Below are 16,096 nucleotides of genomic sequence, written 5' to 3' on the forward strand. Positions count from 1 at the left end.
ATCGCAAGTGCCGTGACCCTAGCACCGGCCAGCAGTCACACCGCCGCAAGCCCCGCTGTTTAAGGGTGGAGTTGAACACCGCCCATAGGAAACCGTGACGCGACAGCCGTGTTTAAGGCGTGGGTTAAGGGCGCCCCATTTACCTTGACAGACCACCCACCGAGGCGAATAGGTTGCTCGCTGATATTGCTGCCAGCCCTATTTTCGACGCTGGCCACGGTGACAAAGTGCGGTCCGAGTGGGAGAGATGGCAGTGACGCGACGGCCCCGTAAGATCGAGGACATCTATCCGCTGTCCCCCCTTCAGGAGGGACTGCTCTTCCACAACGTCCTCGAAGGGACCGCCACCGACGTCTACGTGGCCCAGGTGACGACGGACTTCGAAGGTCCGCTGGACACCGGGGCGTTGCGGGACGCGTCCGCGGCGCTGCTCGCCCGCTACCCGAACCTGCGGGTGGCTTTCCGCCAGCGCAAGTCCGGCGAGTGGGCCCAGTTGGTGCTCCGCGAGGTGGAGCTGCCCTGGCGCACCGTCGACCTCGGCGGTCTGCCGGAGGCGAGCCGGGAGGGCCGGGCTCAGGCCGAGGCGCTGGAGGACCGCAGCCGGCGCTTCGACCTGGGGCAGGCGCCCCTGGTGCGCTTCACCCTCATCCACCTCGGCGGACAACGTCACCGCTTCGTTCTGACGAACCATCACATCCTGCTCGACGGCTGGTCGATGCAGATCCTGATGAGGGAACTGCTCGCGCTCTACCTGGCCAAGGGCGACGACACCGGGCTTCCCCGCCCGCGTCCCTACCGCGATCACCTGACCTGGCTCGCCGAGCAGGACACGGGCGCGGCGGTACGGGCCTGGTCGGAGGCACTGGCGGGTCTGGAGGAGCCCACCCGGGTCGCGGCGCTCGGTCCCGGACAGCCACCGGTGGTCCCGGAACAGGTCCGGTTCGGTCTGGACGGCCAGGAGACGCGGGCGTTGACCGCACTCGCCCGCGAACACGGTCTGACCCTCAACACCGTCGTCCAGGGTGCCTGGTCACTGCTCCTGTCGAGGATCACCGGGATCGACGACGTGGTGTTCGGCGTCACGGTCTCCGGCCGGCCGCCGGAGCTCGACGGGGTCGAGGACATGGTCGGTCTGTTCATCAACACCCTGCCGCTGCGGCTGCGACTGCGCCCGGCGGAGCCCCTGGCCGACATGCTGGCCAGGCTCCAGGAGGAACAGAGCCGGCTCCTCGCCCACCAGCATCTCGGACTCGCCGAGATCCAGAGGCTGACCGACGTGGGTGAACTCTTCGACACCTCCATGGTGTTCGAGAACTACCCGCTGGACGCCTCCGGTCTCGACCGCGCGACCGACGGTCTGAGGGTTCTGCGCACCGAGGGCTACGACGCCACGCACTATCCACTGGGCCTCGTCTGCATGCCCGACTCCACGCTGCGTTTCCAGCTGGACTACCGCCCCGACGTCTTCCGCGCCGAGGAGGCCGAGGAGCTGGCCGAGCACCTGCTGGGCATCCTGCGCCTGCTGCTCGACGCCCCGCACGCTCCGGTCGGCCGCGTCGACGCCCTCGCCGCGGCGCAGCGGGAGCGGCTGCTCGTGGACTGGAACCGTACCGAGCGTCCCGTACCGGCCGACATCCTTCCCCGTCTCTTCGAGGCCCAGGTGGCCCGTACTCCCGACGAGACGGCCGTCGTCTTCCAGGACACCCGCGTCACCTACCGGGAACTCAACGCCCGGGTGAACCGGCTGGCCCGGCTGATCACCGAGCAGGGCGTCGGCCCCGAGGACGTCGTGGCCGTGGTGCTGCCCCGTTCCGTGGACTCCATGGTGGCGCTGCTGGCGGCGATGAAGGCGGGAGCGGTCTACCTCCCCGTCGATCCGGAGTACCCCGCCGACCGCACCTCGTTCATGCTGACGGACTCGGCGCCCACGCTCGTGGTCACCGTCGCCGCCGCGGCGGACCGGACCGCGGTCCTCGACGGCTCGGGCGTCCCCGTGATCCGGCTGGACGACGCGGAGACCCGCCGTGCCCTCGACGGCCGACCGGACACGAACCCGGTCGCCGCCCCCGTGACCCCCGCGGGCGGCGCTTACATCCTGTACACCTCCGGGTCGACGGGCCGCCCGAAGGCGGCCCTGATCACCCATGCGAGCCTCAGCAACCTGCTCCACCACCACCAGTACGAAGTCCTGACCCGAGTGGTGGACTCCGTGGGCGGCCGCAGGCTGCGCATGGCCCACACGGCCTCCTTCTCCTTCGACGCGTCGTGGGGCCTGTTCCTGTGGATGGCCGCGCACGGCCACGAGCTGCACCTGCTCGACGACGACACCCGGCACGACCCGGAGGCCTTCGCCCGGCAGGTCGACGAGCAGCGCATCGACGTGGTCGACATGACCCCGTCGGAGTGCCAGCACCTGCTCCTCGCCGGTCTGCTGGACGCGGACCGCCACCGCCCCTCGCTCGTGGTCCTCGGCGGCGAGGCCATCGGCGAGAGCCTGCGCCGCGAACTGACGTCGGTGGAAGGCCTCCTGGCGTTCAACTTCTACGGCCCGACCGAGTGCACCGCCGACAGCGTCACCGGGGTCGTGCGCGACGCCCGCCCCGCCGAACTCGGCACCCCCGTCTCCAACGCGCAGGTGTACGTCCTGGACGCAGCCCTGCGCCCCGCACCGGTCGGGGTGGCCGGCGAGCTCTACGTCGCCGGCGCCGGCGTGGCCCGCGGTTACCTGGGGCGTCCCGGTCTCACCTCGGAACGCTTCGTAGCGAACCCGTTCGGTCCGGCGGGCTCCCGCATGTACCGCACCGGTGACGTGGTCCGCTGGACCGACGAGGGCCTGGTGGAGTTCATCGGCCGGGCCGACGACCAGGTGAAGGTACGCGGCTTCCGGATCGAGCTGGGCGAGATCGAGTCCCTGCTGGGCGCCCACGACGCCGTGGCCCAGGCGGCGGTCGTCGTACGGGAGGACCGGCCGGGCGACAAGCGGCTCGTCGCGTACGTCTCCCTCACCGAGGACGCCGGGGCCGACCCTGCCGCGCTGCGCCGGTACGTCGCGGAGCGGCTGCCCCAGCACATGGTGCCGGCGGCGGTCGTCCCCCTGCCCGAACTGCCCCTCACCCCCACCGGCAAGCTCGACCGCCGCGCCCTGCCCGCGCCCGACTGGGACGGCACGATCGAGTCGGCACGGCGACCGCGGACCGGCCAGGAGGAGATCCTGGCCCACCTCTTCGCGGACGTCCTCGGCCTGGAGCGGGTCGGCATCGACGACAGCTTCTTCGACCTGGGTGGTCACTCGTTGCTGGCGACGCGGCTGGTGTCGCGTATCCGTACGGCGCTGGGGGTGGAGCTGTCGGTGCGGGCTCTGTTCGAGACGCCGTCGGTGGCGGGCCTGGCGGCGTTGCTCGGGCAGGCCGTGTCAGCGCGTACGCCGGTGGTGGCGCGGGCGGTGCGTCCGGAGCGGGTGCCGTTGTCGTACGCGCAGCAGCGGCTGTGGTTCCTGCACCAGTACGAGCCCGGCAGCGCCCTCTACAACATCCCCGTCGCCCTGCGCCTGACCGGCACCCTCGACCAGGACGCCCTACGCAAGGCTCTGGCCGACGTCACCGCGCGCCACGAAGCCCTGCGCACCCTCTACGCCCAGGACGACCAAGGCGCCCACCAGGTCATCCTCACCCCCGACCGGGCCACCCCGCTCTTCGGGGTACGGGACGTCACCGAGGACCGACTCGCCGACGAGCTGTCCCACACCGTGGGCCAGGGCTTCGACCTCACCCAAGACCTCCCGCTGCGCACCACCCTGTTCCGCCTCTCCGAGACCGAGCACGTCCTGCTGCTGGTCGTGCACCACATCGCCGCCGACGGCTGGTCCCTCACCCCGCTCGCCCGGGACCTGACCCTCGCCTACACGGCCCGGGTGGCTGGACGTGAACCCTCCTGGACACCCCTGCCGGTCCAGTACGCCGACCACACCCTGTGGCAGCGCGACGTCCTGGGCACCGAGGACGACCCCGACTCCGTCCTGAGCAAGCAACTCGCCTACTGGGAGCAGGCACTGTCGGGCCTTCCGGCCGAGCTGGACCTGCCTGCCGACCGACCTCGCCCCGCGTCCCCGTCCCACCGGGGCGGCACCGTCACCTTCACCATCCCCGCCGAACTCCACACCCGGATCACGCAGCTGGCCCGGCAGGAACAGGCCAGCACCTTCATGGTCCTCCAAGCCGCCCTGGCCGTGCTCCTGTCACGGCTGGGTGCGGGCACCGACATCCCCATCGGCTCGCCCATCGCGGGGCGGACGGACGACGCCGTCGAGGACCTGGTCGGGTTCTTCGTCAACACCCTCGTCCTGCGCACCGACCTGAGCGGCAACCCGACCTTCACGGAGCTTCTGGCCCGGGTGCGGGAGACCGACCTCGCCGCCTACGCCCACCAGGACATCCCCTTCGAACGCCTCGTAGAAGCCGTCAACCCCGACCGCTCCACCAGCCGCCACCCCCTCTTCCAGACCATGCTCTCCCTGCACAACCTGGACTCACGGACGGCCACGGCCTCCCTCGCGTCCTGGCCTGGTGCGGAGATGTCCGAGCAGTCGGTCGGATCGAGCGCGGCACGCTTCGACCTCGCCTTCAACCTGGGGGAACTCCACGACGACGACAGCTCCGCGGCAGGTATCGACGCGGAACTGGAGTTCAGCGCGGACCTCTTCGACCGGGAGAGCGCCGAGCTGCTGGGCCGCCGGTTCGTGCGGGTGCTGGAGGCGGTGGTGTCGGCGCCGGGGGCCCGGGTGGGCCGGGTGGGTGTGCTGGCGGAGGATGAGCGGCTGCGGGTGCTGGAGGAGTGGAACGACACCCGGTCGGCGGACGCGGGTGCGGACGTGGACGCTGGGGATGTGGTGGCGTGTGTCCGGGCGCGGGTGGCCCGGATGCCGGAGGCGGCGGCGGTCGTGTTCGGTGGGGCGACCGTGTCCTACGCCGAGCTGGAGGCGCGCAGTGAGCGGCTGGCGCGGTTGCTGGTGAAGGCGGGGGTGGGTCCGGAGCGGTATGCGGCGGTGATGCTGCCGCGTTCGGCGGACCTGGTGATCGTGCTGCTGGCGGTGCTGAAGACGGGCGGTGCGTATCTGCCGCTGGATGCCGACTTCCCTGCGGAGCGGCTGGCGTTCATGCGGGAGGAGACCCGGCCGGTCCTGGTCATCGACGAGGAGTGGCTGGCGGGGGCGTGGGAGCGGGAGCCGGCTGCGGGGACCTCGCTGCCTGTAGCGGTTGATCCTGCGCTGGCCGCGTATGTGTTGTACACGTCGGGGTCGACAGGCCGTCCCAAGGGTGTCGTCGTCTCGCGCGGCGCGCTGGCGAACCTGCTCACCGACATGCGGGGGCGTATTCCACTGGCCGGTGGGGACCGGCTGCTGGCGGTCACCACCGTTGGGTTCGACATCGCCGGGCTGGAGCTGTTCGCTCCGCTGACGGCGGGCGCGGCCGTGGTCGTGGCTCCGTCGGGTGTGGTGCACGATCCCGAGCAGCTGCGTGCGCTGCTGACCGGTGAGCGGGTCACGGTGATGCAGGCGACGCCGAGCTTGTGGCGGTCGGTTGTCGATGACGCGGGTGCGGCTGCTGCGCTGGCTGGTGTGCGGGTTCTGGTGGGTGGTGAGGCTTTGCCCGTCGATCTCGCCGAGCGGCTCACGGAGGTGGCTGCTCAGGTCACCAACGTGTACGGGCCCACCGAGACGACGATCTGGTCCACCGCGACGGCGCTGAGCGCGGGTGCGCCGGTGACCATCGGGCAGCCGATGGCGAATACCCGGGTGTATGTCCTGGACGCTCATTTGCAGCCGGTCCCGGTGGGTGTGCCGGGTGAGCTGTACATCGCGGGTGAGGGTGTGGCCCGGGGGTACCAGTTGCGCCCCGGTCTGACCGCGGAGCGCTTCGTCGCCGATCCCTACGGTCCGGCGGGGACGCGCATGTATCGGACGGGTGACGTGGTCCGCTGGACCCCGGAGGGCCATCTCACCTACCTGCGGCGCGCGGACGACCAGGTCAAGGTCCGCGGTCACCGCATCGAGCTGGGTGAGATCGAGGCGTTGCTCGGTGCACATGCGGCGGTGGTGCGTGCGGCGGTCGTCGTGCGGGACGAGCGGCTCATCGCGTACACCACGGGTGGTCCGGTCTCGGCGGAGGAGCTGCGCCGGCATCTCGCGCAGTCGCTGCCCGCGTACATGGTGCCGTCGGCGTTCGTGACGCTCGACGCACTCCCGCTGACCGCGAACGGCAAACTCGACCGCAAGGCCCTGCCCACCCCGCAGTTCGACGGTGTGGAGACGTCGGGGCGCGGACCGCGCGACGACCGGGAAGAGATCCTCTGCCATCTCTTCGCGGACGTCCTGGGCCTGGAGCGGGTCGGTATCGACGACAGCTTCTTCGACCTCGGCGGACACTCCCTGCTCGCCACCCGCCTCGTCGCCCGCATCCGCACCACCCTCGACGCCGAAGTCCCGGTACGTGCCCTCTTCGACACCCCGTCCGTCGCGGGGCTCGCCCGAGCCCTGGGCGAGGCAGGCCACGCGAGGGCGGCTCTGACGGCTCAGCCTCGTCCTGAGCGAGTGCCGTTGTCGCCGGCGCAGCAGGGGCAGTGGTTCCTGCACAAGCTGGAAGGCCCCAACGCCACCTACAACATTCCCATCGCCCTGCGCCTGACCGGCACCCTGGACCAGGACGCCCTGCGCGCCGCCCTCACCGACGTCACCGCACGCCACGAAGCCCTGCGCACCGTCTACGCAGAGGACGAGCACGGCGCCCACCAGGTCATCCTCACTCCGGACCAGGCCACTCCCCTCTTCGAGGTGCGTGCTGTCACGAGCGAGGGCCTCGTGGGCGCGCTGGCCGACGCTGCCGGTCACGCCTTCGATCTGACCCGTGACCTGCCGCTGCGCACCACCCTGTTCCGCCTCGGTGAGACCGAGCACGTCCTGCTGCTCCTGGTCCACCACATCGCCGCCGACGAGGGCTCCTTCGCGCCCCTGGCCCGGGACCTGACCACGGCGTACGTGGAGCGGGTCGCCGGACGTGAACCGTCCTGGACACCGCTGCCGGTGCAGTACGCCGACCACACCCTCTGGCAGCGCGACGTCCTGGGCACCGAGGACGACCCCGACTCCGTCCTGAGCAAGCAACTCGCCTACTGGACGCAGACCCTGGCCGGCCTTCCGGCCGAGCTGGACCTGCCCACCGACCGGCCCCGGCCCGCCACCCCGTCCCACCAGGGCGGCACCGTCACCTTCACCATCCCCGCCGACCTGCGCGAACGCATCGAGACCCTGGCCCGGCAGGAACAGGCCAGCACCTTCATGGTCCTCCAGGCAGCACTGGCCGTGCTCCTGTCCCGCCTCGGCGCCGGCACCGACATCCCGATCGGCTCACCCATCGCCGGACGCACCGACGACGCCGTCGAAGACCTGGTCGGATTCTTCGTCAACACCCTCGTCCTGCGCACCGACCTCACCGGCAACCCCACCTTCACCGAACTCCTCGCCCGCGTACGCGAAACCGACCTCGCCGCCTACGCCCACCAGGACATCCCCTTCGAACGCCTCGTAGAGGCCCTCAACCCCGAACGCTCCGCCAACCGGCATCCCCTCTTCCAGGTCCGCCTCGTCGTACAGAACGCGGACCCCCGGTCCTCCGCCGGGGCCGCGCTGGCGCTTCCGGGGCTCACGGTCTCCACGGAGGCGACCTCCGACGAGGGCGCGAAGTTCGACCTGCTGCTCCGCCTGTACGACGCGGACTCGGGCCTCGGCGGCGTGCTGGAGTACAGCGCGGATCTCTACGACGCGGCCACCGCGGAGTCCCTCGCCCAGCGCTTCGTGCGCGTGCTCCGCGGCGCCGTCACCGAGCCGGAGCGGCCCGTCGGCCGGATCGACGTCCTGGACGATGCCGAGCGCGGCCGTCTGCTGGAGACCTGGAACGCCACCGCGCGAGACGTCGATCCGGCAGGCGTGGTCGAGCTGTTCGCCGCCCAGGTCGCCCGTACCCCCGACGCCGAGGCGCTGCTGTTCGAGGAGACCACCCTCACGTACGCCGAGCTGGACGAGCGCAGCAATCGCCTCGCCCGTCTGCTGGCCGAGTACGGCGTGGGCCCCGAGCGGTTCGTCGCGGTGGCCCTCCCCCGTTCCGTGGAACTCATCGTGAGCCTCCTCGCCGTGCTCAAGGCCGGAGGCGCCTACCTGCCCCTCGACCTCGACCAGCCGGCGGAGCGGGTCCGCTACATGGTCGAGGACGCCTCCCCCTTGCTCATCCTCACCGACGAGCGGTCGTCCGGCCTCGTGGCGGAGACTCCCGACCGCAAGGTGCTGGTGTGGGACACCGAAGAGACCAGGAGGGCACTGGCCGAGGCATCGGGTGACGCGATCGGTTCACTCGGCGGGACGGCGACGGGCGGGTCACGTCCCGGCGGGTTGCCCCTGCCGAACGACCCCGCGTACGTCATCTACACCTCGGGCTCGACGGGCCGCCCCAAGGGAGTCGTCGTCGAGCACCGCTCGGTGGGTGCCTACCTCCAGCGCGCGCGGCGTGTCTACCCGGATGCCGCCGGTACGGCCTTGCTCCACTCCCGCATCGCCTTCGACCTGACCGTGACCGCGCTGTACACCCCGCTGGTCTCGGGCGGACGGGTACGCCTGGCCGATCTCAAGGACGACTCGGGCGGCGCAGGCACCTCCGTCCGGCCGACCTTCATGAAGGCCACGCCGAGTCACCTGGCGCTGTTGGGCTCCCTCCCGGACACCGTCTCGCCGACCGGCACACTCATCCTCGGAGGCGAGCAGCTGCTCGGCGAGAACCTGGCCGAGTGGCGCGCACGGCACCCCGACGTGACGGTCGTCAACGCCTACGGCCCGACCGAGGCCACCGTCAACTGCACCGACTACACACTCGAACCGGGTGCTCCGACGCCGTCGGGGCCGGTTCCGATCGGGCGCCCGTTCTGGAACACCCGGGCCTACGTCCTGGACGCGCACCTGCAACCCGTACCGGCCGGCGTTCCGGGCGAGCTGTACATCGCCGGCACTGGCCTGGCGCGCGGTTACCTGGGGCGCCCGGACATGACCGCGGAACGGTTCGTGGCCGACCCGTTCGACGCGAGCGGCTCCGGCTCCCGCATGTACCGCACCGGGGACCTCGCCCTGTGGGACAAGGACGGACAGCTGCGGTACGTGGGCCGCGCCGACCAGCAGGTCAAGCTGCGCGGCTACCGCCTGGAGCTGGGTGAGATCGAATCGGTGCTGGTGGGCACGGCCGGTGTCCACCAGGCGGCGGTGGTCCTCACGGAGGACGGCTCGGGAGACAAGCGTCTCGTCGCCTATGTCGTCCCGGGCACCGGCCGGCAGGCCGCCCCGACCGCGGCGACCCTGCGCGCGCACCTCGCGGAAAGTCTGCCCGACTACATGGTGCCGTCCGCGTTCGTCCTGCTCGACGCACTGCCGCTGACCGCGAACGGGAAGCTGGACCGCGGCGCCCTTCCGGTACCGGTGGAGGAGCGCGAGCCCAGCGCTCCCGTCCAGAAGGCCCACAACCCGTGGGAAGAGGTCCTCGGCCGACTGTTCGCCGACGTGCTCGGTGTCGAGGAGGTCGGCCGGGAGGACGACTTCTTCGAGTTGGGCGGACACTCACTGCTCGCCATCCGGCTGCTGGCGCGCGCCCGTTCGGCGCTCGGTATGACGCTGTCGGTGCGTGACATGTTCGACAACCCGACGGTCGCCGGCCTCGCCAGGCTGATGACGGTGGCCGGACGGACGGGCCGTCCGGTGGTGGCGCGGGCGGTGCGTCCGGAGCGGGTGCCGTTGTCGTACGCGCAGCAGCGGCTGTGGTTCCTGCACCAGTACGAGCCCGGCAGCGCCCTCTACAACATCCCCGTCGCCCTGCGCCTGACCGGCACCCTCGACCAGGACGCCCTACGCAAGGCTCTGGCCGACGTCACCGCGCGCCACGAAGCCCTGCGCACCCTCTACGCCCAGGACGACCAAGGCGCCCACCAGGTCATCCTCACCCCCGAGCGGGCCACCCCGCTCTTCGAGGTACGGGACGTCACCGAGGACCGACTCGCCGACGAGCTGTCCCACACCGTGGGCCAGGGCTTCGACCTCACCCAAGACCTCCCGCTGCGCACCACCCTGTTCCGCCTCGACGAGACCGAGCACGTCCTGCTGCTGGTCGTGCACCACATCGCCGCCGACGGCTGGTCCCTCACCCCGCTCGCCCGGGACCTGACCACCGCCTACACGGCCCGGGTGGCTGGACGTGAACCCTCCTGGACACCCCTGCCGGTCCAGTACGCCGACCACACCCTCTGGCAGCGCGACGTCCTGGGCACCGAGGACGACCCCGACTCCGTCCTGAGCAAGCAACTCGCCTACTGGGAGCAGGCACTGTCGGGCCTTCCGGCCGAGCTGGACCTGCCTGCCGACCGACCTCGCCCCGCGTCCCCGTCCCACCGGGGCGGCACCGTCACCTTCACCATCCCCACCGAACTCCACACCCGGATCACGCAGCTGGCCCGGCAGGAACAGGCCAGCACCTTCATGGTCCTCCAAGCCGCCCTGGCCGTCCTCCTGTCCCGCCTCGGCGCCGGCACCGACATCCCGATCGGCTCGCCCATCGCGGGCCGGACGGACGACGCCGTCGAGGACCTGGTCGGGTTCTTCGTCAACACCCTCGTCCTGCGCACCGACCTCGCCGGCAACCCCACCTTCACGGAACTTCTGGCCCGGGTGCGGGAGACCGACCTCGCCGCCTACGCCCACCAGGACATCCCCTTCGAACGCCTCGTAGAAGCCGTCAACCCCGACCGCTCCACCAGCCGCCACCCCCTCTTCCAGACCATGCTCTCCCTGCAGAACGTCGACCCGGCAGCCGTCGCGACCGCCGGTCGGTTCCCCGGCCTGAGCGTGCGCCCGGTGGACGCTGAGGGGGCGGTGTCGAAGTTCGACCTGCTTCTCGCCATGCAGGAACTCGAAGCCCCGGACGGTGGTCGATCAGGCGGCGTGCGTGCCGTCCTGGAGTTCAGCGCGGACCTCTTCGACCAGGAGAGTGCCGAGCTGCTCACCCGTCGGTTCGTGCAGATACTCGACGCCGTCATCACCGCACCGGACACCCGGATCGGCCACACCCCGGTCCTCGACACCGACGAACAGCACACCCTCCTCACCACCTGGGCCAACGGCACCCCCGCACCCATCACCGACGACCACGACCTCATCACCCGCCTCCGCACCCACGCCACACACACCCCCGACGCACCCGCCGTCATCCACGGCGACACCACCACCTCCTACGCCGACCTGGACACCCGCAGCGACCGACTCGCCCGGCTCCTGGTCGAGGCCGGAATGGGCCCGGAGCGGTACGCGGCGGTGATGCTGCCTCGAACGAACGACCTGGTCACGGTGCTGCTGGCAGTACTGAAGACCGGGGGTGCCTACCTGCCGCTTGACGCCGACTTCCCCGCCGACCGACTCGCCTTCATGCGTGACGAAACCCGGCCCGTCCTCGTCATCGACGAAGAGTGGCTGGAGGGGACGTGGGGACGCGAGCCGGCTGCGGGGACCTCGCTGCCTGCTGCGGTCGATCCTGCGCTGGCCGCGTACGTGCTGTACACGTCGGGGTCGACAGGCCGTCCCAAGGGTGTCGTCGTCTCGCGCGGCGCACTGGCGAACCTCCTCGCCGACATGCGGGGGCGTATCCCGCTGGCCGGTGGGGACCGGTTGCTGGCGGTCACCACCGTCGGGTTCGACATCGCCGGGCTGGAGCTGTTCGCTCCGCTGACCGCCGGGGCGGCCGTGATCGTGGCTCCTTCGGGTGTGGTGCACGATCCCGAGCAGCTGCGTGCGCTGCTGACCGGGGAGCGGGTCACCGTCATGCAGGCCACGCCCAGCCTGTGGCGGTCGGTGACCGCCGACGAGGGCGCCGCCGCGGCCCTCGCCGGCGTGCGGGTCCTCGCCGGTGGTGAAGCACTGCCCACCGACCTCGCCGACCGCCTCACCGAGGTGGCTGCGCAGGTCACCAACGTGTACGGGCCCACCGAGACGACGATCTGGTCCACCGCGACGGCACTGAGCGCGGGTGCGCCGGTGACCATCGGGCAGCCGATGGCGAATACCCGGGTGTATGTCCTGGACGATCACCTCCAGCCGGTCCCGGCCGGCGTCCCGGGTGAGCTGTACATCGCGGGCGAAGGTGTAGCACGTGGATACCAGCTGCGCCCCGGCCTCACCGCGGAACGCTTCGTCGCCGACCCCTACGGTCCGGCCGGCACCCGCATGTACCGCACCGGAGACGTGGTCCGCTGGACCCCCGACGGCCACCTCACCTACCTGCGGCGCGCCGACGACCAGGTCAAGGTCCGCGGACACCGCATCGAACTCGGCGAGATCGAAACGCTGCTCACCACCCACCCGGCGGTCGCACGTGCAGCCGTCATCGTCCGCGACGAACGGCTCATCGCCTACACCACCGGCGAGACGGTCTCCTCACAGGAGCTGCGCCGGCATCTCGCGCAGTCGCTGCCCGCGTACATGGTGCCGTCGGCGTTCGTGACGCTCGACGCACTCCCGCTCACCGCGAACGGGAAACTGGACCGTAAGGCGCTGCCCGACCCCGACCGCGACACCGCACCCACCACCGCCCGCGCACCCCGCACCCCGCACGAGGAAGTGCTCTGCCACCTCTTCGCGGACGTCCTCGGCCTGGAGCGGGTCGGCATCGACGACAGCTTCTTCGACCTGGGTGGTCACTCGTTGCTGGCGACGCGGCTGGTGTCGCGTATCCGTACGGCTCTCGGAGTGGAGCTGTCGGTGCGGGCCCTGTTCGAAGCACCCTCCGTCGCGGGCCTGGCTCACGCCCTCGCGGGCGCAGGTCAGGCGAGGACGGCCGTCACCGCTCGACGGCGTCCGGAGCGGGTGCCGTTGTCGTACGCGCAGCAGCGGCTGTGGTTCCTGCACCAGTACGAGCCCGGCAGCGCCCTCTACAACATCCCCGTAGCCCTGCGCCTGACCGGCACCCTCGACCAGGACGCCCTACGCACCGCCCTCACCGACGTCACCGCACGCCACGAAGCCCTGCGCACCCTCTACGCCCAGGACGACCACGGCGCCCACCAGGTCATCCTCACCCCCAACCGGGCCACCCCGCTCTTCGAGGTACGGGACGCCACCGAGGCCGACCTCGACGCCGCCGTGGCCACCACGGCCGCCCGCGGCTTCGACCTCACCCGCGACCTGCCCCTGCGCACCACCCTCTTCCGCCTCTCCGAGACCGAGCACGTCCTGCTGCTGGTCGTGCACCACATCGCCGCCGACGGCTGGTCCCTCACCCCGCTCGCCCGGGACCTGACCACCGCCTACAGCGCCCGCACCACCGGCCAGGCACCCACCTGGACACCCCTCCCGGTCCAGTACGCCGACCACACCCTCTGGCAGCGCGAGCTCCTGGGCACCGAGGACGACCCCGAAGCACCCATCAACCGCCAACTGGCCTACTGGGAGCAAGCACTGTCAGGTCTCCCGGCCGAACTGGACCTGCCCACCGACCGGCCCCGGCCCGCCACCCCGTCCCACCAGGGCGGCACCGTCACCTTTACCATCCCGACCGAACTCCACACCCGGATCACGCAGCTGGCCCGGCAGGAACAGGCCAGCACCTTCATGGTCCTCCAGGCCGCCCTGGCCGTGCTCCTGTCACGCCTCGGCGCCGGCACCGACATCCCCATCGGCTCACCCATCGCCGGACGCACCGACGACGCCGTCGAGGACCTGGTCGGGTTCTTCGTCAACACCCTCGTCCTGCGCACCGACCTCACCGGCAACCCCACCTTCACCGAACTCCTCGCCCGCGTACGCGAAACCGACCTCGCCGCCTACGCCCACCAGGACATCCCCTTCGAACGCCTCGTAGAAGCCGTCAACCCCGAACGCTCCACCAGCCGCCACCCCCTCTTCCAGACCATGCTCAACCCCAACGTCCTGACCTCGGCGGTCACGGGCACCGTGGAGTTCGGCGACCTCAAGGCGGCGCACCAGCCGAGCAGCACGGGTACGTCGCGGTACGACCTGTCGCTGTCCTATGCGGAGTTGGGCAGCGCGGCGGGCATCGACGCCGTCCTGGAGTTCAGCGCGGACCTCTTCGACCAGGAGAGTGCCGAGCTGCTCACCCGCCGGTTCGTGCAGATACTCGACGCCGTCATCACCGCACCGGACACCCGGATCGGCCACACCCCGGTCCTCGACACCGACGAACAGCACACCCTCCTCACCACCTGGGCCAACGGCACCCCCGCACCCATCACCGACGACCACGACCTCATCACCCGCCTCCGCACCCACGCCGCACACACCCCCGACGCACCCGCCGTCATCCACGGCGACACCACCACCTCCTACGCCGACCTGGACACCCGCAGCGACCGACTCGCCCGGCTCCTGGTCGAGGCCGGAATGGGCCCGGAGCGGTACGCGGCGGTGATGCTGCCTCGAACGAACGACCTGGTCACGGTGCTGCTGGCAGTACTGAAGACCGGCGGCGCCTACCTGCCGCTGGACGCCGACTTCCCCGCCGACCGACTCGCCTTCATGCGCGACGAAACCCGGCCCGTCCTCGTCATCGACGAAGAGTGGCTGGACGGCGTGCGGGAGCGCGAGCCCGACCCTGCCACACACCTGCCCGTCGGCACCCGCCCCGACCAGGCCGCCTATGTCCTCTACACCTCGGGGTCGACGGGCCGCCCGAAGGGTGTCGTCATCTCCCGCGGGGCCTTGGCGAACCTCCTCACCGACATGCGGGGGCGTATCCCGCTCACCGGCGAGGACCGGCTGCTGGCGGTCACCACCGTCGGGTTCGACATCGCCGGACTGGAGCTGTTCGCACCGCTGACCGCCGGCGCGGCCGTCGTCGTGGCGCCCACGGGTGTCGTCCACGACCCCGACCAGCTGCGCGCACTCCTCACCGACGAGCACGTCACCGTCATGCAGGCCACGCCCAGCCTGTGGCGATCCGTGACCGCCGACGAGGGCGCCGCCGCGGCCCTCGCCGGGGTGCGGGTCCTCGCCGGTGGTGAAGCACTGCCCACCGACCTCGCCGACCGCCTCACCGAGGTGGCTGCGCAGGTCACCAACGTCTACGGGCCCACCGAGACCACGATCTGGTCCACCGCCACCACCCTCACCGCCGGCGACGCCGTCACCATCGGGCGCCCCCTGACCAACACCCGCGTCTACGTCCTGGACGCTCACCTCCAGCCGGTCCCGGTGGGTGTGCCGGGTGAGCTGTACATCGCCGGCGAAGGCGTGGCCCGGGGGTACCAACTGCGCCCCGGCCTCACCGCGGAGCGCTTCGTCGCCGACCCCCACGGTCCGGCGGGGACGCGCATGTACCGCACGGGTGACGTGGTCCGCTGGGCCCCCGACGGCCACCTCACCTACCTGCGGCGCGCCGACGACCAGGTCAAGGTCCGCGGCCACCGCATCGAGCTGGGTGAGATCGAAACGCTGCTCACCACCCACCCGGCGGTCGCACGTGCAGCCGTCATCGTCCGCGACGAACGGCTCATCGCCTACACCACCGGCGAGACGGCCACTCCCGGCGAACTCCGCGCCCACCTCGCCCGGACCCTGCCCACCTACATGATCCCCGCGGCTTTCGTCCCGCTCGACGCACTCCCGCTGACCGCGAACGGCAAACTCGACCGCAAGGCCCTCCCCGACCCCGACTGGGACGGCGTGCACACGTCGGCGCGCGGGCCCCGTACTCCGCACGAGGAAGTGCTCTGCCGCATCGTCGCCGATGTCCTGGGCTTGGGACGGGTCGGTATCGACGACGACTTCTTCGACCTCGGCGGCGACAGCATCCGTTCGTTGCAAGTCGTGGCGCAGGCGCGGAGCGAAGGCGCCTCGTTCACGGTGCGGGACGTGTTCGAGCACAGGACCGTGGCCGTGCTGGCGGCGAACGCGCGCTTCGACGCGGCCGCTCCGGTGGTCGCCGACTTCGAGGCGGACGCGCCGCTCACCGGTCTCAGCCAGGAGGAGCTCGACCGCCTGCAGGCGGAATGGGACGCGTGAGCCCGGTCC

1 protein-coding gene is annotated in these 16,096 nt (G+C 71.2%); it reads left to right on the forward strand.

From position 1 onward, the window contains the following. Positions 1-247: 247 nt before the first annotated feature. The gene (locus tag ACGF5T_RS23280) at positions 248-16,087 is read left to right on the forward strand and encodes a non-ribosomal peptide synthase/polyketide synthase (RefSeq protein WP_392889045.1); all 15,840 of its coding nucleotides are present in this window, start codon (positions 248-250) and stop codon (positions 16,085-16,087) included. Positions 16,088-16,096 lie beyond the last annotated feature (9 nt).

This window comes from Streptomyces sp. NPDC047853 (assembly GCF_043204535.1).
In the GTDB taxonomy this organism is placed as follows: Bacteria; Actinomycetota; Actinomycetes; order Streptomycetales; family Streptomycetaceae; genus Streptomyces.

Coding starts and splice junctions, on each gene's coding strand:
- ACGF5T_RS23280 (WP_392889045.1), top strand. CDS start 248: ATGGCAGTGACGCGACGGCCCCGTAAGATCGAGGACATCTATCCGCTG.